Annotated in this window: 20 protein-coding genes; 9 read left to right on the top strand and 11 right to left on the bottom strand. The window is 60.8% G+C overall.

Translation table 11 applies throughout. From position 1 onward, the window contains the following. Nucleotides 1–41 precede the first annotated feature (41 nt). The 5 genes from KIK84_RS08530 to KIK84_RS08510 form a co-directional block, all read right to left on the bottom strand. The gene (locus KIK84_RS08530; protein WP_250207860.1) at nucleotides 42–845 is read right to left on the bottom strand and encodes a transporter substrate-binding domain-containing protein; all 804 of its coding nucleotides are present in this window, start codon (nucleotides 843–845) and stop codon (nucleotides 42–44) included. Nucleotides 846–933: 88 nt separating this feature from the next. Continuing rightward, nucleotides 934–1,482: a DUF2059 domain-containing protein gene (locus KIK84_RS08525; protein ID WP_214122637.1), complete on the bottom strand. Its 549-nt coding sequence runs from the start codon at nucleotides 1,480–1,482 to the stop codon at nucleotides 934–936. A gap of 82 nt (nucleotides 1,483–1,564) precedes the next feature. Then, nucleotides 1,565–3,355 (bottom strand): FAD-dependent oxidoreductase, encoded by a 1,791-nt coding sequence (locus KIK84_RS08520; protein WP_349815918.1) that lies wholly within the window; start codon nucleotides 3,353–3,355, stop codon nucleotides 1,565–1,567. Continuing rightward, nucleotides 3,352–4,002: an FMN-binding negative transcriptional regulator gene (locus KIK84_RS08515; protein WP_214122636.1), complete on the bottom strand. Its 651-nt coding sequence runs from the start codon at nucleotides 4,000–4,002 to the stop codon at nucleotides 3,352–3,354. The genes KIK84_RS08520 and KIK84_RS08515 overlap by 4 nt, the downstream gene beginning before the upstream one ends. Nucleotides 4,003–4,030: 28 nt before the next feature. Beyond that, nucleotides 4,031–4,654, bottom strand: a complete 624-nt coding sequence (locus KIK84_RS08510; protein WP_214122635.1) for a DJ-1/PfpI family protein — start codon at nucleotides 4,652–4,654, stop codon at nucleotides 4,031–4,033. Nucleotides 4,655–4,737: 83 nt separating this feature from the next. Here KIK84_RS08510 and KIK84_RS08505 point away from each other — a divergent pair, with 83 nt between their 5' ends. The 5 genes from KIK84_RS08505 to KIK84_RS08485 all read left to right on the top strand — a co-directional run bounded on the left by KIK84_RS08505 (nucleotide 4,738) and on the right by KIK84_RS08485 (nucleotide 9,107). After that, a complete protein-coding gene (locus KIK84_RS08505; RefSeq protein ID WP_214122634.1) occupies nucleotides 4,738–6,081 on the top strand; it encodes an aminotransferase-like domain-containing protein in 1,344 nt (447 codons plus the stop codon). Between the two features lie 50 nt (nucleotides 6,082–6,131). Beyond that, entirely contained in the window at nucleotides 6,132–7,208 is a 1,077-nt protein-coding gene (locus KIK84_RS08500) for a DUF1176 domain-containing protein (protein ID WP_214122633.1), read from the top strand. Nucleotides 7,209–7,305: 97 nt separating this feature from the next. Then, a complete protein-coding gene (locus KIK84_RS08495; RefSeq protein ID WP_214122632.1) occupies nucleotides 7,306–7,554 on the top strand; it encodes a hypothetical protein in 249 nt (82 codons plus the stop codon). Beyond that, a complete protein-coding gene (locus KIK84_RS08490; protein WP_214122631.1) occupies nucleotides 7,532–8,092 on the top strand; it encodes a hypothetical protein in 561 nt (186 codons plus the stop codon). Before KIK84_RS08495 ends, KIK84_RS08490 begins: the two co-directional genes overlap by 23 nt. Nucleotides 8,093–8,672: 580 nt before the next feature. Continuing rightward, nucleotides 8,673–9,107: a hypothetical protein gene (locus tag KIK84_RS08485; protein WP_214122630.1), complete on the top strand. Its 435-nt coding sequence runs from the start codon at nucleotides 8,673–8,675 to the stop codon at nucleotides 9,105–9,107. An 18-nt stretch (nucleotides 9,108–9,125) separates the two neighbouring features. Here the strand turns inward: KIK84_RS08485 and KIK84_RS08480 are convergent, their stop codons facing one another. The 4 genes from KIK84_RS08480 to KIK84_RS08465 are packed head-to-tail and all read right to left on the bottom strand — an operon-like array spanning nucleotide 9,126 to nucleotide 13,539. After that, nucleotides 9,126–10,661, bottom strand: coding sequence for a polyamine aminopropyltransferase (locus KIK84_RS08480; protein ID WP_349815917.1), 1,536 nt, complete (start codon nucleotides 10,659–10,661; stop codon nucleotides 9,126–9,128). A 1-nt stretch (nucleotide 10,662) separates the two neighbouring features. Further along, nucleotides 10,663–10,875 (bottom strand): DUF350 domain-containing protein, encoded by a 213-nt coding sequence (locus tag KIK84_RS08475; protein WP_214122629.1) that lies wholly within the window; start codon nucleotides 10,873–10,875, stop codon nucleotides 10,663–10,665. A gap of 23 nt (nucleotides 10,876–10,898) precedes the next feature. Continuing rightward, nucleotides 10,899–12,482 (bottom strand): DUF4178 domain-containing protein, encoded by a 1,584-nt coding sequence (locus KIK84_RS08470; RefSeq protein ID WP_214122628.1) that lies wholly within the window; start codon nucleotides 12,480–12,482, stop codon nucleotides 10,899–10,901. 10 nt (nucleotides 12,483–12,492) lie between these two features. Further along, a complete protein-coding gene (locus tag KIK84_RS08465) occupies nucleotides 12,493–13,539 on the bottom strand; it encodes an SPFH domain-containing protein (RefSeq protein ID WP_214122627.1) in 1,047 nt (348 codons plus the stop codon). A 78-nt stretch (nucleotides 13,540–13,617) separates the two neighbouring features. Here KIK84_RS08465 and KIK84_RS08460 point away from each other — a divergent pair, with 78 nt between their 5' ends. After that, nucleotides 13,618–14,739 (top strand): NADH:flavin oxidoreductase/NADH oxidase, encoded by a 1,122-nt coding sequence (locus KIK84_RS08460; protein WP_214122626.1) that lies wholly within the window; start codon nucleotides 13,618–13,620, stop codon nucleotides 14,737–14,739. Here the strand turns inward: KIK84_RS08460 and KIK84_RS08455 are convergent. After that, nucleotides 14,702–14,965, bottom strand: a complete 264-nt coding sequence (locus KIK84_RS08455; protein WP_214122625.1) for a hypothetical protein — start codon at nucleotides 14,963–14,965, stop codon at nucleotides 14,702–14,704. The genes KIK84_RS08460 and KIK84_RS08455 overlap by 38 nt on opposite strands. A gap of 97 nt (nucleotides 14,966–15,062) precedes the next feature. On the opposite strand from KIK84_RS08455, the gene KIK84_RS08450 reads away from it, so the two are divergent. Together KIK84_RS08450 and KIK84_RS08445 are read left to right on the top strand one after the other, a co-directional pair. Further along, the gene (locus tag KIK84_RS08450) at nucleotides 15,063–15,785 is read left to right on the top strand and encodes an NTP transferase domain-containing protein (RefSeq protein ID WP_214122885.1); all 723 of its coding nucleotides are present in this window, start codon (nucleotides 15,063–15,065) and stop codon (nucleotides 15,783–15,785) included. A gap of 5 nt (nucleotides 15,786–15,790) precedes the next feature. Continuing rightward, nucleotides 15,791–17,185 carry an aminopeptidase P N-terminal domain-containing protein gene (locus tag KIK84_RS08445; RefSeq protein WP_214122624.1) on the top strand — a complete coding sequence of 465 codons (1,395 nt, stop codon included), beginning with the start codon at nucleotides 15,791–15,793 and terminating at the stop codon, nucleotides 17,183–17,185. 33 nt (nucleotides 17,186–17,218) lie between these two features. On the opposite strand, the gene ypfH is transcribed toward KIK84_RS08445, so the two are convergent. Then, entirely contained in the window at nucleotides 17,219–17,923 is a 705-nt protein-coding gene (ypfH, locus tag KIK84_RS08440; RefSeq protein WP_214122623.1) for an esterase, read from the bottom strand. Between the two features lie 201 nt (nucleotides 17,924–18,124). On the opposite strand from ypfH, the gene KIK84_RS08435 reads away from it, so the two are divergent. Continuing rightward, nucleotides 18,125–20,476 carry an NADP-dependent malic enzyme gene (locus KIK84_RS08435; RefSeq protein WP_214122622.1) on the top strand — a complete coding sequence of 784 codons (2,352 nt, stop codon included), beginning with the start codon at nucleotides 18,125–18,127 and terminating at the stop codon, nucleotides 20,474–20,476. Nucleotides 20,477–20,483 lie beyond the last annotated feature (7 nt).

The raw sequence follows: 20,483 nt of genomic DNA, 5'->3' as shown, positions 1-20,483 counted from the left end.
GGCAACGTCTCCTAGGTACAGAGGCGTGAGTATGGCCTTTTTTACTTAATCCAGCGACCCACTATGCGGTCGTACTCGCCAGTGGCTTTGGCCAAGTGCAGCCACTGGTCCATCCAGGCCTTGAACACCTCGTCGCCACGGGGCAGCAGCCATGCCATCTCGCCGTACTGCAGCGGTTTGTCGGGGTTGACCGCGCACAGGCCGGGGCGCAGAGACTGTTGCACCACGGTTTCGACGGATTCGGAAATCATCACATCGGCATTGCCTTTGAGGATTTCGTCAAAGATGGTCACGTTGTCGTTGAAGATGACGATCTTGGCCTGCTTGAAGTTGGCGCGGGCAAAGCGCTCGTTGCTGCCACCGGGGTTCTCGATGACGGTGACGCCGGGTTTGTCGATGTCGGCCACGGTTTGGAAGCGCTTGACGTTTTCACAGCGGGTAATGGGCGCTTTGCCGTTGACCATGTAGGCGCTGGTGAAGTAAGCCTGCTTTTGCCGCTCCAGCGAGACGGAGATACCGCCAATGCCCACATCGCACTTCTCGGCTGTGTCTTTGAGCAGCGTGCTCCAGGTGGTTTTGACCATCTCCACCTCTACGCCCAGCGCTTTGGCGGCAGCGCCGATCAGGTCTAGGTCCAGTCCTTCAAAACCGCCATCGGGGCGCTGCAGGCTAAAGGGCTTGTAGTCGCCGGGCGAGCAGACGCGAATGCGGCCTGCTTTGATAACGGCATCCAAACGCGATGCCTTGGCATCGGCTGCTGGAGCCGCACTTTGGGCATGGGCACCGCCCATGATTGTGCCGAGCACCAAGCCCATGGCGCATACACGCATCCACACTGTGTTCATGTCATATCCTTTCGTTGTGTAAGAGAGAAAACCACCGTCCAACACGGCTGCGTACGGCAAGCAGAAAACAGGCCACGCAGCGGCTGCGCTACAAACCGTTACGCTGCGCTGCCTTGAGCTCTTCGGCCGCTTCTTGGCGGATTTTGTCGAGCTGGGGCTTGATCATCACCGCCGCGCGCTGCCCGGCTTGGCGGCTTTGCTGCAGCACTTGCGGCATTTTCAGCAACAGGGCTTGCCCAGCGGGCGTTTCGTAAAAGGCGGTGATGGCGCGCAGCTCTTCGTCGCTGAAGGTATTTTTGTAGAAAACCGATACCTCGGGCCGCAAACGCTCCCACGCGAGCTGCTCGCCCAGCACCGCCATGGTGCGCTGGCGCATTTTGGCCAGCGCTTGCAACTGCGCTTCGTTGAGGGTTTGGCCTTGCAGGCTTTGGCGCAGGGCCAAGTCGGTCATGTTGCCCACTTGGGCGGCTATGGCCTGCAAGTCTTCTTGCTGGCGGGTGACGCGGAAAAACGCATCCAGCGTGGACTCTTGCACTGGGCTGGCCATGGCCACAGACGCGGTGACGGCCATCATGGCAACGGTGGCCAGCCGCAGCGCCACCCCACGGGCCGCTGCACGGTCAATAAAGCATGGCATGGGGCAATCCTCCTGTGTGACAAGCCAACAACTGGGCCTGCAAGCATTGTTGCACTGGCGGCGCTGCGCAGCCAGTGCGCCATCAGGCCAGCGAGCCTGCCCAGTGCCCCAAGGTAAAGGCCTCTTCAAACACGCTGTAGCCCGCCCAATCGCTGTGCGCAAACAGCAGGCGGTCGGTAGCCAGCGCGTACTGGGCGCGCACGCGGGGCGTGTGCAGAGCGGTTGTTTGCTCTCTTTTTGATAGCACCCCCAGCTTGCTGTATGTGCTGTAGAGGCCGATTTGCCCACTTTTTTGCGGCAACGGCACGGCCATGGCGTGGCCGTGGCGGGTGATGCGCAGCTCGGTCGCTTTGGCGGGCAAGTCGTGGTGGGCGGCGGCCAGTTCGGCCACGATGCGGCTGCGCCAGTCGGCCCACGGCGTTTGCAGCAGGTGGCGGCGGGCCTGCAGTGCGGCTTGGGCGGGGGGCAGAGTGCCCGCAGCGGGGACGGTTTCGTTCCATGGCGTATCCATCAGCGCACGGTAGTACGTCAGCACCGTAGCGCCGGGCACCGGGTGCAGGCTTTGGTGCTGGGCGTCCACATAGCCCAGATTGGGCTGGCCGTAGAGCACGTTGTCCCAACTGGGGGCAGCGCCGGGTTTGTCGTGCAGGGCGCTGCGCAGGTGCAGGTTGGCCACCAGCCACGGGGCGTGCACCAGTGCACGCGCCTGCTCCAGCCACGGCAGGCTGGGCTGCACCACGCGCGCGGCCACGTGGGCAGGCAGGGCCACCACCACCTGCTGGGCCGTCCAGCGCACGGCCTGCTGGCGGGCAAAGTCCCACGCATCCACCTGCACCCCGTGGCGCTGCGGGGCAATGCGCAGCACCACCTGCGCGGTGTGCAGCCGCTCGCCCAGCGGCGCAGCCAGTTGGCGCGTGAGCCAGGCATTGCCCTCGGGCCAGGTGAAGAGGCCTTCGCTGGCGTCCTCTGCGCTGCGCTCCACGCCGGGTGCAGCAAAGCCGTGGCGGGCGGCAAAGTAGTGCAGCCCGGCCCAGGCCGACACGGTGGCCGCACCCGCGCCGTAGTCGTCTTGGCAGCAGTAATTCAGGTACCAGCGCAGGTGCGGGTCGTCCAGCCCTTGGGCATCCAGCCATGCTACAAAATTAATAGCTGCCAGAGCTTGCTGCACGGGCTGTAGCGGCGTTTTTACTGCAGGCATGCTCCAGCGCACGCTGCGCCGCAGTTGGGCGATGGTGAGGGCTAGCTGGCGGTACTGGGCCAGCGTGCGCTCGCCCACGCCCAGCAGGGGCAGCAGGCCGTCTTGCCACTGGCCGCCTATCCACAGGCGCTCTTGCGGGCTGTGGCACAGGGTGCGCTCGTCCAGCACCCAGCGCCCAGCCACGCGGCGGCGCAGGCCCAGGTCTTCCAGCAGGTCTTGCACCTCGTGCGCGCTGTCGCCGGGCACTGGCAGGTAGTGCGCACCCATGGGGCAGGCCAGCCCCTGCAGGCGGGTGCTGCGGGCGTTGCCGCCAGCGCTGTCTTCCAGCTCCAGCAGGGCAAAGTCGTCTACCCCGCGCAGGCGCAGCGCCCGCGCTGCAGCCAGCCCCGCCACCCCACCGCCTGCTATGAGCACCTGCACACGCCGCTGCACAGTGGGTTCTGGCACGGCCTGCGTGCGGTCGCGCAGCCAATGGCCGCGCTGCCAGTTGTCGTCCACAAAGCCGCCGCCGATGTGCTCCACGCTCTGTGACTGGCCGCGCCACCAGTCGCTCACCGAGCCACGCAAACCGCTGGCGTCACAGCCAGCCAAACCAACACCTGCCGCGCTAGCTGCTCCCACAGTGAGCGATGACTGCAAAAACCGCCGCCGCGATGAAGGTGCCGCGTCGCTCACGGCTGGTGGGCGTCGTGTTGGACTAGATCGGCCATGGCAGTCACTGCAGTACTGCTCTGGGCATGAGGCTGCTCCCGCAAGCCCTGCACCACGCCAGCGCGGTCGGCAGGACTGCGGTTTTGGCTGGCTTTGCGCTTGCCTACCCAGCGGTCTATGGGGATTTCGATAGCGACGATGGCGGCCAGCATCTGCTCTAGGTAATCGGACGGCGCATCGGCTACGCGCCACGGCTTGGGTTGGGCGGCTTCAAAAGTGTTGGTCAGCCGCTCCATGATGGCCAGCGTCTGCGCCTTGTCCTCCACCACCTGTGCTACGCCGTGGATGTGCACCACGTCGTAGTTGTAGGTGGGCACGGCGCGGCCATGCTCGCGCTTGCTGGGGTACCAGTTGGGCGATATGTAGGCCGATGGGCCTTGGAACACCACCAGCGTCTCAAAACCCAGCTCTTGCCACACCGTGTTGGCCCGCGCCACATGCCCCAGCAGCGTGCCGTGCGCGCCACGCGTGGTGTCCAGCACCCACGGTATGTGGTGCGCCTGCAAACCATCCGCCGTGGACAGCACCCATGTGCCCAGCGGGAAGTCGCGCAACAAAGCCTGCATGGCGCTGGCATCGTTTTGGGCAAAGTGCGGGGGGATGTAGGTCATGGCCCTGAATATACGGTTGAACCCGCCCTTACAGGTAGGGCTCGATGTTGGCCATGGCCTGCGCCACGTAAGCGTCTTTCTCGCCTACCGGGGCCACGTAGTGCAGGGCCTCGCGGGCCACTGCGGGGCCCTGCTCGCCCAGCAGGCGGGCGATGAGCCACGCCGCCACATAGGGCGCGGACAAGCAGCCCCCAGCCGTAGCCACATTGCCCCGGGCAAAAAAGGGCTGCGCCAGCACCTCTACCCCGGCCTCTTGCACCCAGGGCTTGGTGGTCAGGTCGGTGCAGGCGGGCACGTGCTGCAGCAGGCCCAGCTTGGCCAGCAGCAAAGCGCCCGAGCACTGGCTGGCCACCAGCTGGCGGCTGGGGTCTAGCTGCAGGCGCGCCAGCAGGGCATCGTCTTGCGCGATCTGGCGCGTTTGCAGGCCGCTGCCCACCAGCACAGCGTCGGCGTGGCGGGCCTCTTCCAGCAGGCTTTGGGCGTGGACGGTGACGCCGTTCATGGACGTCACCTGCTGCTGCGGGCAGCAAATGCTCACGCGCCAATCGGCAGCGCCCGGCCAGTTGGCGTGGCGCGCACGCCGCAGCACGCCCAGGGCGACGAAGGAGTCCAGCTCGTTAAAGCCGTCGAAGGTGAGGATGGTGATGTGCATGGTTTGGGCCTTTTGTTGTTTGACAAGTGCATGCTAAGCATCTTATTCAATACAATCAAAAAATTGTCATGGATACATTGGCCATGCCCACCCAACGCTACAAACAACTGGTCGATCAATTCGCACTGCAAATTCGCCAAGGCACGCTACCTGCTGGGAAACGATTGCCGCCACTGCGCACATTGGCCAAGCGCGAAGGCATTGCTTTGGTGACCGCTACGCGGGTGTATGCAGAACTGCAAGCCATGGGGCTGGTCAGCGGGGAAACGGGGCGCGGCACGTTTGTACGCGACCTTGACTTACCCGAAGGACATGGCAGTTGGCAAAAAACACTGTCGACCGATGCGCTGGATCTGAGCTTCAACTACCCGCTGCTAGGAGAGGAAACCCAGCTGCTGCGCCAGGCCTTAGGACGCATGGCGCACAGTGGCGACCTGCAAGCTGTGCTGCGTTACCAGCCCCACGCTGGACGACTGCATGAGCGCGAAGCCATTGCACGCTACCTGCAAAGCCAGCAAGTGCAGGTGCCTAAAGAGCAAGTACTGGTGGTCAATGGTGCTCAGCACGGTTTGGCGTGCACAGCCATTGGTTTGCTACGCCCCGGTGATGTGGTCGCCGTGGATGCCTTGACCTACTCAGGCTTCAAAACACTGGCACTCAGCTTACAGCTAGAACTGTTGCCCCTGCCTATGGGCAAAAGCACCGACCAGTCCGACACCATAGAGGCGCTAGCAGGGTATTGCACCCAGCGCAAGATACGTGCGGTGTACTGCATGCCAAGCATCCACAACCCCACAGGCCGGGTCATGTCCCTCACCCAGCGCGAACGATTGGTGGAGTTGGCACGGCGCCACGATCTCCTGCTCATTGAGGATGCGGCCTATGCATTCCTAGCCGACCCAGCCCCTACCCCGATCGTGATGCTCGCACCAGAACGTACGGTGCATGTCGCGGGGTTCTCCAAAAACATAGCCACCGGACTGCGTGTGGGCTACGTGGTCGCGCCCCGCCCATGGCTGGGATCTATTGAAAAAGCCATCCATGCGACAGCGTGGAACGTGCCCAGTCTCATGACAGGATTGGTGTGCCAATGGCTCAATGACGGAACAGCGCTGCATCTGCAAAATCGCAAACGCCAAGATGCCACGGCGCGGCAGCAAATTGCCAAGCAGGCTCTGCAAGGACTGAGCACCGACAGCCATACCCAGTCTTACTTCGTTTGGTTACCACTCACTGGTGAGGCTAGGGCCGATCGCATCGCCACAGAATTGCTTGCACAGGGCATCGCAGTATCCACCGCAGCTCCATTTGCCACCACGCAACAGGAACCGCAGGCGCTGCGCTTGGCATTAGGTTCAGTGTCGTACCCCGATCTAGAAAAAGCTTTGCACACCGTACGCGAAGTGGTGCAATGGAACAGTCTGTAAAAACTCTCCCTGTTATGAATCCATCCTCGCAGCATTTACGGAGCATAAAAGTGCTTATACAACTGCGCATAGCATTGCTCCTGTGCGTCCTGTGGAACCTGCCAAGCAACTGTGCCGCAGAACCCCAGCCCGGCCCCGGCTTTGACAAAGACGACTGGGAACTGGCCTGCGACAACACCGGCACCTGCCGCGCAGCGGGCTACCAAACCGAGTACCCCGAAGACGACAACAACGAGAGCCCGCCCGCCTCGCTGCTGCTAACCCGCGCTGCAGGCCCAGGCACCGCCGTGGAGGCGCGGGTGCGGCTGGAACTGCCCGATGACGGGCTGCTCGGCAAGGACGTACGCATGCGGCTCAACGGCAAAGACTTGGGGGCCGTGCCCTTTGATGCCAAGGCCGAAAGCGCTGCCCTGCTGCCACGCCAAACCACCGCTTTGCTGGCAGCCTTGGCCCGCAAGGCACGCATAGAGTTTGTGTCTGGCAAAACCGTCTGGCGCGTGTCCGACAACGGCAGCGCCGCTGTGCTGCTCAAGATGGACGATGTGCAAGGCCGCGTGGGCACGCCCGGCGCGCTGGTGCGCAAAGGCCAGCGGCCAGAGACCGAAGTGCCTGCCGCCAAACCCACGCCGCGCTTGGTGGTGCCGCCCCTGGCACCCGCCCGCGCCAGCGACAGCAAACTGGCCCCCCGCCTGCTGCCCGTGCTGCGCGCATGGCTCAAAGCCAACCCCGACACCAACTGCGACCGCCTCAGTGATCAACTCAACGAGCGCAGCCCCCAAGACGGTCCGCCCGAACTGAGCATTACCCGCTTAGACAGCCACCGCCTGCTGGTAAGCACCGAATGCTGGCTAGCCGCCTACAACGCGGGCAACGGCTACTGGGTCATGGAAGACAAACCACCCTACGCCGCCACATTCGTTACCGATGAGGGAAGCGACGACCAAAACGGCGAAATCATGGGTTACCAAAAGGGCCGCGGCATAGGCGACTGCTTTTCCCGCAGCGCATGGTCATGGGATGGCAAACAATTTGTACAAACCCTCGCCAGCACCACCGGCATGTGCCGTGGCATGGCAGGCGGCGCGTGGGATTTGCCCACCTTGGTGTGGGAGGTGGTTAAACGTTAGGATGGCTGGTCATAATTAATCATCGCAAACCATGTTATCCGCCGGACGGACAGGCATATCCCGTGATTCGGCGTCTACAACAAAGTTGAACGTCAAAATGAGCAACTTACAAAGTCTGCTTCTTACTGCAAAAGAAGGTCTCGCTATAGGCCAGTCCATTCCGCAGACACGATCGCCCGCAATTGCGGCGAAATGCGGCCCAACCGAGGTGGCTGAAATACATATTCGCATTGCAAAGCTTCGTGCCGAGTTGGAAGCAGTTGAAGAGTGGGATGGAGAGACTCAAGATGACATCCATGTAGCAATAGATTTCTTCACTCAACTTGCCGCGCTATGCAGTCAGTAATGCCGTCCAACAGGTTGTTCGTCGCGGACGTGCAGCAGCAGAGGGCCGCTGCGCGGCGTTTGCTGCCCGCCGGACAACGCCAACGTTAGAATTTACGGAATCCAAAATGGTCACAATTACTGAGAAGCGTTTTTTACAGCTGTTGTTACTCTTACCAGTAATAACTCCTGTTGTTTCACTTCCGCTTGGAGTAGCGCCACTATTTTCATTTGTTCCGTTTATCCTCGGTCTTCTAATATATGACGGATGGATTTTTTATCTTCCGTTTTGCGTTACCATAATTGCATTAACTGCAAGAATGCAATCTACGCGAAACATCGTAAAATTGTATATTTTCAGCCCTTTCATTTTTGCGTTTATCTTTTATTTTGGAATAAAACTGTTAAAACATTTCAATTTATATGAAGAGTATTTTGGTTACAACTTTGGGAATGTTTATGGCGTTATATTTATCACCATTTTAATTTGTTACTTTTATATTGGTCTTGGCAAGCTTTTGTATGAACTTTTTTTGAATTCGAAATACCTTAGAAGATAAGATTATTTTAACCAGCGATTTTGTATTAATTTGGCTTGAATTAGGCTTAACAAGCAATTAAAGTCTAACAAAACGTATATGGACTCCCCCACAAGCGCAAGAAACTGATCGAGTGGGGGCCGTTGGGTAAAGCGCCTGCAGTCGTATATCCGGCATCTAAAGTGGGATCGTGAATGTCCCGTGCCGACATGGAATCTGCGTCACTGATGCGCCAATCGTTACAAACGGCTGCTGAACCGAAGTTTGTTGAGCCGCAAGAGTTATCGGCGTCTATCGGTTTGGGGGGAACCCGACGGGCCTGTGGTCGATCAATCTCGTCACAAGCGTGGATGGAGTAGTTGCTTCTTCTTGATAACGGCTATTGGGATGCTGGCACTCAAACAGGCATCACAAAGCTATCCCTGTTTGTTGTTCGATCCTCTTGAGGGGCAAAAGTATGGCCCAATGCTGCAAATTGCCTTTACCAGTGGTGCACACCAGCACTGATTTGCCTGATTCATCCACGCCGTGCACAGCGCACCCCTCAGGAGACGCGGCTCGCTTGGGACGGGGAAGTCCCTTTCATTCGTTAGCCTTCTTCATGGTTGCGCTTATCTCCCGCCTGTTCAAGATGCTCGGCGTAGTTGCTGCAACCTGCGTCGGTATCGTCGTGTTAGGCGTCTGGGCGCTGGACTTTTTCACGCAAGACCTTTGTGCAAACTCAGTTCTTGCGCAGTATCCCGCGCCCGGGGGGCGAATTAAGGCCGTGCTATTCGAGCGCGACTGCGGCGCAACGACTGATTTTTCAACACAAATCTCCATTCTCTCCATAGACGACACTCTTCCCAATGAAGGCGGAAACATCTTCGTCGCAGATAGCAATCACGGAAAAGCACCGCACCCGGTCGTTCGCGTTATCTGGCTATCCGAAAAGCAGTTACGCGTCGAGCACAACCCTTTGGCTCGCATAGTCAAGTCAGACCCTCGGCTCAAAGGCGTTACCGTTGAGCACATCTCCGTTGCGCCCAAAGGCTAACGTGCGCACACCACCCCCTCACTTCGCCACCCTCCCCCACTCTTCCTCGTAGGTTTGCACCAGCACTTGGTTGGACAGGCGGTTGGTTTCGGTGGGTAGCTCGGCCATGTCGGGCGGGAAGTCCAGCATGGCTTGCAGGGTGCTGGGGGTGAGGTATCGCAGCCCCTCGGGCAAGCGCTGCGCAGCAGGCCACGGGCGGCGGCTGGCGATGAGGTAGCCCCACTCGCCAAAGCTGGGCACGTGGGCGTGGTAGGGCACGGTGCGCAGGCCCACGGCTTGCAGGGTGTGCGCCACGGTCCAGTAGCTCTTGCGCGCCACCAGCGGGCTGGTGGTCTGGATGACGGCAAAGCCGCTGGCGCTCAGGTGCTGGTCCAGCAGGGCATAAAACGCGCTGGTGTAGAGCTTGCCGATGGCAAAGTTGGTCGGGTCGGGAAAGTCCACCACGATGGCGTCAAACACCTCGCTGCTGGCTTGCAGCCAGCCAAAGGCGTCGGTATTGACCACGCGCACCTTGGGTGAGCGCAGCGCGCCGTGGTTGAGCGCCACCAGCTCGGGGGCGGTGCTAAAGAGCTGCGTCATGGCCGGGTCCAGCTCCACCAGCGTGACACTGGCCACGCCGGGGTAGCGCAGGATCTCGCGCACGGCCATGCCATCGCCCCCGCCCAGCACAGCCACGCGCAGTGTGGGCGCGCCCCACGCACCGGGCAGGGCTGACAGGATGGGGTGCACCAGCGCCTCGTGGTAGCGGTATTCGTCCCGCTGGGCGAACTGCAAGTTGCCGTTGAGGAACAGGCGCAGGCCCAGCCGCCCCTCACCGGGCGCGTTGGTCACCACGATACGCTGGTAGGGCGTGGTTTGGGCGTAGAGCACGTGGTCTTGGTAGAGCTTGTCCTCGGCCCAGGTGGTGATGCGGTCTGCCCCGGCCATGCCCGCCAGCAACACGGCGATGCAGCCCGCGCAGGCCAGCGCGTGGGCGTGCCAGCGGCGCAGCTGGGCGCGAAACAGCCACAGCGCCCACACGGCCACGGCGGCGTTGAGCACGCCAAACAGCAGCCCGGTGCGCACCAGCCCCAAGTGCGGCACCAGCAGCAGCGGGAAGGCGATGGACACGGCCAGCGCGCCCAGGTAGTCGAAAGTGAGCACTTGCGAGACCAGATCGCGCAGCACCACGTGCCGCTTGAGGATGCGCATGACCAGCGGAATCTCCAGCCCCACCAAGATGCCCACCAAGCCGACCATGGCATACAAAATGGCTCTAAAGCCCGTGGGTATTGCTGCATGCGCTATAAAAAGCATAGCAGGCATAGCGCCGCCAGCCAGCGCTACCAGCAGTTCGATGCGGACAAAGTGGGCAATGAGTTGGCGCTCCAGAAAGCGTGACAGGTACGACCCAATACCCATGGCAAACAGGTAGCTGCCAATGACGGTGGAGAACTGCAGCACCGAGTCGCCCAGCAGGTAAGACGCCAGCGCGCCTGCTGCCAGCTCGTACACCAGCCCGCAGGCCGCCACCACAAAGACGGAGGCCAGCAGCGCTAATTGAACCGGATGCACGTCAGTGGATTGCCGCAGCCACGATGATGCAAATGCCCAGCGCCATGGCCGCTACCACCAGCGCCAGCGCTTGGTTTTGCTTTTCCACGATCTCCAGCCACAGGTTGTAGGGGGTGAGCTTGTCGATGAGGATGAAGCACAGCCAAAACAGCAGCACGCCCATGACGGCGTAAAGCAGGGAACCCAAAAGTACGTCGGGGTGAAACCATTGCATGGTCGATCTCCTCTAGAAAAAAGTTATTTGTGCCCGCCGCCGGTGGAGAACCCACCCCACGAGCCGCCACCCGTGCGGTAGCTGCCCGAGGAGCAGTTTTCCACATTGGGGTCGCAGCTGGAGCAGCGCGAAATGGCCAGCACGATGAGCAAGAACACGACAAAAAGCCAAAAGTCGGGCCGCTGCCAGAACGGGTTTTGGCTGGACAGAGGGCTGACATCTTGGCGCAGGCGGTGGGTCAGCCCGCCCAAGGCGCTGCCCGCAGCGGTGGCTCCCAGCAGGCCACCGCGCTTGAAGTCGGCCTTCTTGGCTTCTTGGCCAAAGGCTTTGGCCACGGTCTCGCTGTCGATGGCGCTGCCCACGCTCCACACCATTTCTTTGGCGCTTTGCTCGAGGTTGAGAAAGTTTTTACCCGCCTTGAAGTCGCGGTTTTGCGTCACTTGGCCGCGCTGCACGCGCCAGTAAAACTCGCCCACCACGTAGTTGGTCTCGGCGCGGTAGGTGTCGGTCAGGCGGTAGGTCTTGCCCAGGTAGCGGGCGCTTTGGCCGTTGTCCGCCAAGGCTGGCGCGCCGGTGGCGGGGCGCACCAGGCTCCAGCCTTCGGTGCTGTCCACCAGAAACTGAAAGCCTTTGGTCGGGTGGTAGAGCAGGTACTCCTCCCAGCCAAAGCTCTCGTCGGTGTCCGCAGGCGATACGCCCATGCGGTGTTGAAAGCCCACCACTTGCCAGCGCAGGCCCTGCAGCACGCCGTAGCTGCCTAGGGGGATTTGCGGCTGTATGGGCTCGTCTTGCTGGGCGTGACGCAGCTCGCCGCCTATGCCGCTGCTCAGGTCTATGAGGCTGTGGCAACTGCTGCAGCTCATGCTCACCGTCTTGGGCAGCAAGGCGTTGAGCGTGGCACCGCACTGCGGGCAGTTGAACTGGCGGCCTTTTTCGTCTTTGGTGCGGGCGCTGTCTTGGAGCCCCTGCAGGCGCAGCGCGTCCAGCTCCACTGCGCGGCCCAGTGTGGCCGTGGGCGGCTGGGTGCTGTAGTCCAGGCTCAAGACTTGGCCTGCGCTGTCAGGGGCATCGCTGCGCAGTTCCACCAGCGCAAAGGGGCGCTCCAGCACCGGGGCGGTGGGCAGTTCGCCTTGGGCGCTGCGCACGTGCACGGTTTGGTTGGAGGCGACGCGGAAGGTTTTGCCGTTGATAGCGGTGGTAGCGCCGACGCGAAAGTTGGCCGCTTCGGGCAGGCTGCGCTGCTGGCTGATTTGGGTGCAAAAGACGTAGCTGCCGTTGTCCTCGCTCAGCCACGCGCCACTGCCATCGGCCAGCAGCGCGTACCACTCAGACCACACACCTTCGTCGTACTGGTATTGCAAGCGCCCCACCAGTGTGAAGGCTTGGCCTTGGTACTGGCCGCTGGCCCCCAGTGTGAGCGGGCTGTGGTCGTCAAACAGTTCCGCCACTTTGCCAATGCGGCGCAGCACCTCGCCGTCGCGGGCGATGCTGCTCTGGCAATACACGCACACCGCGTGCGTGCTTTGCGCGCTGGCAAAAACCACCGGAGCCCCGCAGCCGGGGCAGGGGGCTTGGTATTGGCGGTAAGGGGTGTTGGCCGTACTCAAGCCGGGCCTATCAGCTCAGTTTCTTGAGTAGTTCGGCTTTTTTGGCGCTGAACTCGTCGTCGGTGAGGATGCCCTTGGCTTTGAGGTCGGCCAGCTTTTCCAGCGTGGCCAGCACCTCGTCGGGCTTGACGGTGTCTGCTGGGGTTGCAAGAACCGCTGCATTGGCACCAGCGCCGGGGTTGAGCCCTTGCGCCAAGTTTTGCGCCAGCACTTGGCCCAGCGCCACGCCAGCGCCCAAGCCCATGGCGTCGCCCGCTACGCCACCGCCGCCGTTGGCAGCGCCAGCAGCCATGGCGGGGATGGCCTGTGCGGTTTGGTATTGCATGAACTGGCCAACGTTTTGGCCCACCATGCCCATGCCAATTTTTTGATCCAGCACTTTTTGCAGCTCTTCGGGCAGGGAGATGTTTTGCACCGTCATGCCATCGAGCGCTAGGCCCAGTTTGCTCAGTTCAGGGGCAATCTGTGTGCCCAAGGCTTGGGCAAAGCTTTGCTGGTTGGCAGCCAAGTCCAAAAACGCTATGCCACTGCTGGCCACGGCCTGGCTGATGTTTTGCAGGATGAGGCCGCGCAGTTGGCCATCCAAATCGGCCACGCCATAGTGCTCGCGCGTGCCCGACACCAAGGTGTGGAAGAGCTTGGGGTCGGTCAGGTGGTAGCCGTAGTTGCCAAAGGCGCGCAGACGCACAGCACCAAAGTCGGCATCGCGGATGGTGATGGGCTGGGGTGTGCCCCACTTTTGGTCCATGCGCATGCGGGTGCTGAAAAAGTACACATCGCTCTTGAAGGGGGAGTCAAACAGCTTGTCCCAGTTCTTCAAGTTGGTCAGCACGGGCAGGGTGCGGGTGGTCAGCGTGTGGGTGCCGGGGCCAAATACGTCGGCCACTTGGCCCTCGTTCACAAACAGGGCCAGCTGGGTTTCGCGCACCACCAACTGGGCACCAGACTGGATTTCTTGGTCACGCATGGGATAGCGCCAAGCCAGTGTTTGGTCATCGTCCTCAGTCCATTGAATGACGTCAATAAACTGTTTCTTGATGAAATCCATCAGTGCCATGGGTGCTCCTCCTGTGTGTTAGAAAGTTGATGGTACACAGTCTGCACACACCATCCAAGCCTTAGAAGCCCTTTGTTCATGAGCGCTCTTTTCCAGCCTTTCTCCTTTACCAGTGCACGCGCTACGGTGACCCTGCCCAACCGCATCGTGATTGCCCCCATGTGCCAGTACCAAGCGGTGAATGGCCAAGCCACCGACTGGCACCTGATGCACTGGGCCAATTTGCTCAATGGCGGCGCGGGTTTGCTGACCATTGAAGCCACCGCTGTGACGCCGCAAGGGCGCATCAGCCCGGCTTGTTTGGGCCTGTGGGACGACGCCACCGAAGCGGCTCTGGGCCGTACTTTGGCACGCGCCCGCGCCTTAGCACCGCACGTGCCCGTCAGCATTCAGTTGGCGCATGCGGGGCGCAAGGCATCGAGCGCGCTGCCATGGCAAGGTGCGCAGTTGCTCAGCCCCGAACAAGGCGGTTGGCCCACAGTGGCCCCATCGGCCGTGCCGCACTTGCCACAGGAAACGCCACCCAGCGCGCTGGACGATGCGGGCATTGCAGGCATTCGCCAAGCATTTGTGGATGCAGCGCAGCGCGCCCAGCGCTTGGGCATTGAGGTGGTGGAGCTGCATGCTGCACATGGTTACTTGTTGCACGAGTTTTTGTCGCCACTGTCCAACATCCGCACCGATGCTTATGGTGGCAGCTTGGCCAACCGCATGCGCATGGTGCTCGAGGTGTTCTCGGCCATGCGCGCGGCCTTTGATGGGGTGCTGGGCATCCGCATTTCGGCCAGCGATTGGGCCGAGGGTGGTTGGGATCTGCCCAGCAGCGTGGCACTGGCGCAAGCGCTCAAGCCACTGGGCTGCGATTTCATCCACGTCTCCAGTGGCGGCTTGTCACACCAGCAAAAGATTGCGCTTGGGCCCAACTACCAAGTGCCATTTGCCCAGACCATACGGGCCGAGAGCGGATTGGTCACCATGGCCGTAGGGCTGATCACCGATGCGCTACAGGCAGAAACAATTTTGCAGCAGGGCCAAGCGGATTTGGTGGCACTGGCGCGTGCCTTTTTGTACAACCCGCGCTGGGGCTGGCATGCTGCGGCAGCGCTGGGAGGACAGGTGCAGGCGTTTCCTGCGTACTGGCGCTGCCTGCCGCGGGAAGCGGCTAGCGTTTTTTCTGGGGCGGCTGTGGGTCAGCGCTGAGTTCGCGCAAGCTGACGCCGCCTATGAAAAAATCATCCTCGACCAAGGGATCTTTGGCCAAAGGAATCATGTCCGAATTGAGCAGGAAGGTGCCCGTATCGGTAAAGTTGCGTGGCCCTGCAACCATGCTGGGCGGCAAGCCTATATCTAGGTTTAAATCCAGTGAGATCATTTTCCCTCCGCTCTCTTTCTCGGCTGTTGTGCTCCGAGTTTTTAGTTTTGTCATTTTTGTAATTCCTAGGCCAAATTGCTAGTCAGCAATTGCCAAAATTGTAACTTTGGATGAACGAATAGTGAACAGCCATCCCCCCTTTTGTACCGCCATGCTGCTGGCCGCTGGCCGTGGCGAACGCATGCGGCCCTTGACCGATGTGCACCCCAAACCCTTGCTGGCGGTGCATGGCAAAGCCTTGCTGCATTGGCATTTGCTGGCGTTGGCACAGCAGCGCCAGGGGCCTGTACTTGTCAACACCGCGTGGTTGGGTGAACAAATAGCCCCGCATTGCGCTGCACTGGATGGCATCCCCCCTGTGCGCTACTCACACGAAGGGCAAGACTTTGGCCGCGCGCTGGAAACCGCTGGTGGCATTGCCCGCGCATTGCCCCAGTTGGCACCGGTGTTTTGGCTGGCTGCGGGCGATGTGTTTGTGCCCGACTTTGTGTTTGACCCCGCAGCCTACGCCGCTTTTGCTGCATCTGACCATTTGGCCCACCTGTGGCTGGTGCCCAACCCCACCCACAACCCCGCCGGTGACTTTGTGCTGCACGGTGGACTGGCGCTGAACAAGCCAACTTCCCCCAGCGATCCGCACGCCCAGTCGCCGTGCTACACCTACTCCACCATCGCCTTGCTGCGGCGCGAACTGTTTGCGCAGCCGTGGTGCGACATCAAGCCCGGCAACCCGGCGGGCGAGTCGGCCGCATTGGCGCCGCTGCTGCGCAAAGCCATGCTGCAGCAGCGGGTCAGTGCATCCCTTTACACTGGCCGCTGGACCGATGTCGGCACGCCCGAACGCTTGGCGCAACTCAACGCAACCCCGCTTTGAACACCATGAGTCACGATTCCTCTCTTTACGCCCAGCGCCGCGCTGCACTGGCCCGTCACTTGGGCCCGCTTGGCGTGGCCATCGTGCCCACTGCACCGGAGCGCCAACGCAACCGCGACAGCGACTTTCCTTACCGCCACGACAGCTATTTTTATTACCTGACGGGCTTTACCGAGCCCAACGCTTGGCTGGTAGTGCAAGGCAATGGCAGTAGCACGCTGTTTTGCCAGCCCAAGGACTTGGAGCGCGAAATTTGGGATGGCTATCGCCTAGGTCCCGATGCAGCCCCAGCCCAACTGGGCGTGCAAACCGCCTTGCCCGTGACCGTGCTCGATGAACAACTGCCGCCCTTGCTCGATGGTGCCGATGCGGTGTGGTATCCGTTTGCCATCCACCACCAGCTAGAAACCCGCGTCAGCACGTGGATGGACAGCCTGCGCCAGCGTGTGCGCTACGGTGCCGTGGTGCCCACGGCGCAGCGCGATCTGTGCAGCGTGCTCGATGAAATGCGCTTGGTGAAAGACGCTCACGAGTTGGACACCATGCGCCGCGCCTGCCGCATCAGCGCTGGTGCCCATGTGCGGGCCATGCAAACCAGCGTGCGCATGCTGCGTGCGGGCGAGGATCTGCGCGAATACCACCTTGAGGCCGAGCTGCTGCACGAGTTTCGCCGTCATGGCAGCCAATACCCCGCCTACACCAGCATCGTGGCTGCCGGGGCCAATGCCTGTGTGCTGCATTACCGGGCCGATACCGCGCCGATTCGCGATGGCGATTTGGTACTGATTGACGCAGGCTGCGAACTCGATGGCTATGCCAGCGATATCACCCGCACCTTCCCTGCCAATGGACGCTTTACTGGGCCGCAGCGTGACTTGTACCAACTGGTGCTGGCCGCACAAGAAGCCTCCATTGCGGCCACCCACCCCGGTGCACGTTTTACCGACGCCCACGACGCCACGGTAAGGGTGCTGACCCAAGGTTTGATGGATCTTGGGCTGGTGGACAAGACGCAGTACAACAGCTTGGATAGTGCCATCGAGCAGCGCGCTTACTTTCCGTTTTACATGCACCGCACGGGCCATTGGCTGGGCATGGATGTGCACGATTGCGGCAGCTACCACGAGCCCACCGAACTGGGCCACAGTCATGTACGCAAAGACGCACTGAGCAACCAGCCCATCGTGAACCGCCCTGCGCGCATCTTGCGCCCCGGCATGGTGGTCACCATCGAACCGGGCTTGTACGTGCGCCCTGCGCCGGGCGTGCCAGAGGCTTTCCACCACATTGGCATCCGCATCGAAGACGACGCGGTGGTGACCGATGTTGGCTGCGAGTTGATCACCCGTGACGTGCCCGTAGCAGTCGAGGCTATTGAAGCCTTGATGGCAACGGCATAAACCGCAGCGCCATCGCTGCGGGAGTCAGTATGTTCAATGCAGGGGCGTTGGTTTTTCTTCGTCTGCACCGCTGGCTGCTGCTTGCTGCGCGGCCAGCCAGATGTGCTTGGGCACGTGCCCCTGCAAGCGCTCCAGTAGCAGCGCCAGCACTTGCCCGTTCACGGTGTGGCCAAGGTGCGGTATCACATCGGCTGTGATGTCTGCCCCCAATTCGACCAAATGCTCTGCTGCCATGACCGTCAAGTTGTAGGGCATGAGCGGGTCTGCCTTGCCGTGGAACAGGTGGACGGTGCAATGCGCGTGCGGCAGTTGTGGCATGCGGGCAAAGCGACCTGACAAACTGACCACCCTCCCTGCCAGCAGACTGTCTTGCTGAGACGACTCCAAGGCCATGCTGCCGCCCTGCGAAAACCCCACCAAAGCGGTAGCCGCTGGCTCCACCCCAAAGTGCTGCTGCCACTGCTGTACGCATTGGACAAACTCAGGCATGACAGCCGCGATGCGGTCGATGCGGTTTTCTTCGGTGATGCCTTGGACAGAGAACCACTGGCGACCCGCAGTACCGCCCTCCCAAGCGTAGGGGGCGGCCACGCTCACAATCGCCGCTTGGGGAAAATGCTGGGCCAAAAAGGCACCTACTGGCTCCATGCTCTGCGGTGTAGCCCCTACGCCGTGGAACAACAAAAATAATTGGGCCACTGGGGCTGTTGGTTGTTGGATGATGAGGGTCGAAGTCATGGCCCAATGCTAAACGCCGACTACTTGGACAAATTCACGGCATTTGAAGACTGCTTTGCTTTTTGCCGAATAACCCAATGAAAAATACGCATGCTTTTTCAGGGGTACGATGCAGTTTTGCATAGGCTCTCTCCTAGAATCGACTCAAAAATGGGCCCTGATCCCGGTCTTTGAACCTCACCTGCGAGACACACACCATCCATGTCCACCACGCCTCTTATCCCCCATCCTCCTGTAGCGAACTCGGCTGAAAAAAAGGTGCAACTGCGCCAAGCAGCGTTGGAATACCACGAGTTTCCCACCCCGGGCAAGATTGCCGTCACCCCCAGCAAGCAACTGATTAACCAGCACGACTTGGCCTTGGCCTACTCCCCCGGTGTGGCGGCTCCGTGCGAAGAAATCGTCAAGGATCCGGCCAATGCCTTTCGCTACACCAGCCGTGGCAATTTGGTCGGCGTGGTGACCAACGGCACGGCCGTACTGGGCTTGGGCGACATTGGCCCACTGGCTGGCAAACCCGTGATGGAGGGCAAAGGCGTTCTGTTCAAAAAGTTCTCTGGTATTGATGTGTTTGACATCGAAATCAACGAGAAAGACCCGGACAAACTGGTCGAAATCATTGCAGCGCTAGAGCCTACTTTCGGTGGCATCAACCTCGAAGACATCAAAGCGCCGGACTGCTTCTACGTTGAACGCAAGTTGCGCGAACGCATGAAAATCCCGGTCTTCCACGACGACCAACACGGCACCGCCATCGTGGTAGGCGCGGCCATCCTGAACGGCCTCAAAGTGGTCGGCAAAGACCCGAGCAAAGTCAAATTGGTCACCTCTGGTGCCGGTGCCGCCGCTTTGGCGTGCTTGGGTCTGCTGGTCAAGCTGGGCATCCGCCGCGAGAACATCTACGTCACCGACTTGGCTGGCGTGGTGTACGAAGGACGCACCGAGCTGATGGATGAGGACAAGATCCAGTTCGCCCAAAAGACCGATGCCCGCACCCTGCGCGAAGTGATTGCCGGAGCCGACGTGTTTCTGGGCCTGTCTGCAGGTGGCGTGCTCAAACAAGACATGGTGCAATCCATGGCGGCCAAGCCCTTGATCTTTGCGCTGGCCAACCCGACGCCCGAAATCTTGCCCGAAGAGGTCAAAGCGGTGCGTGACGATGCCATCATGGCCACAGGCCGCACCGACTACCCCAACCAGGTCAACAACGTTCTGTGCTTCCCCTACATCTTCCGGGGAGCCTTGGACTGCGGCGCCACCACCATCACGCTGGAGATGGAAATTGCCGCCGTGCACGCGATTGCCGAGCTGGCACAAGCCGAGCAAAGCGAAGTAGTCGCGGCCGCTTACGTGGGTGAAAAACTGGCATTTGGACCTGAATACCTTATTCCCAAACCGTTTGACCCCCGCTTGATGATCAAGATCGCTCCGGCAGTGGCCGAAGCTGCCGTGGCCAGCGGTGTTGCGCTGCGCCCGATCCAAGACATGGATGCCTATCGCGAACGCCTGCAGAGCTTTGTGTATGCCTCGGGCACTACCATGAAGCCCATTTTCAGCGCCGCCAAGAAAGCGTTGAAAAAGCGCGTTGCCTACGCGGAGGGTGAAGATGAGCGCATCTTGCGCGCTGCACAAATCGTGGTAGACGAGCGCTTGGCACTGCCCACCTTGATTGGTCGCCCCGCCATCATTGCCGAGCGGATCCAAAAGTTTGGCCTGCGCTTGCAAGAAGGGCGTGATTACAACGTTGTCAACGTCGAGCACGACGAACGCTACCGCGATTTCTGGCAAACCTACCACCGCATGACCGAGCGCAAAGGTGTGACGGCACAAATGGCCAAGATCGAAATGCGCCGCCGCCTCACCCTGATTGGCGCGATGCTGCTGCACAAGGGTGATGTAGATGGCTTGATTTGTGGCACCTGGGGCACAACCGCCACCCACTTGCACTACATTGACCAAGTGATTGGCAAACGCCACGGTGGCAGCCCGAGCACTCCGCAAGACGTGCGCGTTTACGCCTGCATGAACGGCTTGATGCTGCCCAACCGCCAGGTTTTCTTGGTCGATACCCACGTCAACTACGACCCCACACCCGAGCAATTGTGCGAAATCACCGTCATGGCGGCCGAAGAAATGATGCGCTTTGGCATCAAACCCCATGCGGCACTGCTATCGCACTCCAACTTTGGCAGCAGCAACGAGCCCAGCGCCGTCAAAATGCGCCAAACCTTGACTTTGCTGCAACAGCAAGCCCCTTGGCTGGAAGTGGATGGCGAAATGCACGGTGACGTGGCGCTGGACAGTGCGGCGCGCAAAGTACTGATGCCCAACAGCACTCTGCATGGTGACGCCAATTTGCTGGTGCTGCCCAACATCGATGCGGCCAACATCGCCTACAACCTGCTCAAAACCGCGGCTGGCGGCAATATTGCCATTGGCCCTGTGCTGCTGGGCGCAGCCAAACCGGTGCACATTCTCACACCCAGCACGACCGTGCGCCGGATTGTGAATATGACCGCTTTGACAGTGGCTGATGCAAACGTAGATCGCTAACATTTGT

The organism is Curvibacter sp. CHRR-16 (assembly GCF_018474005.1).
Lineage (GTDB): Bacteria > Pseudomonadota > Gammaproteobacteria > Burkholderiales > Burkholderiaceae_C > Allorhodoferax.
The sequence above is the reverse complement of the archived record's forward strand: the minus strand, read 5'-3'. Positions and strand labels throughout refer to the sequence as shown.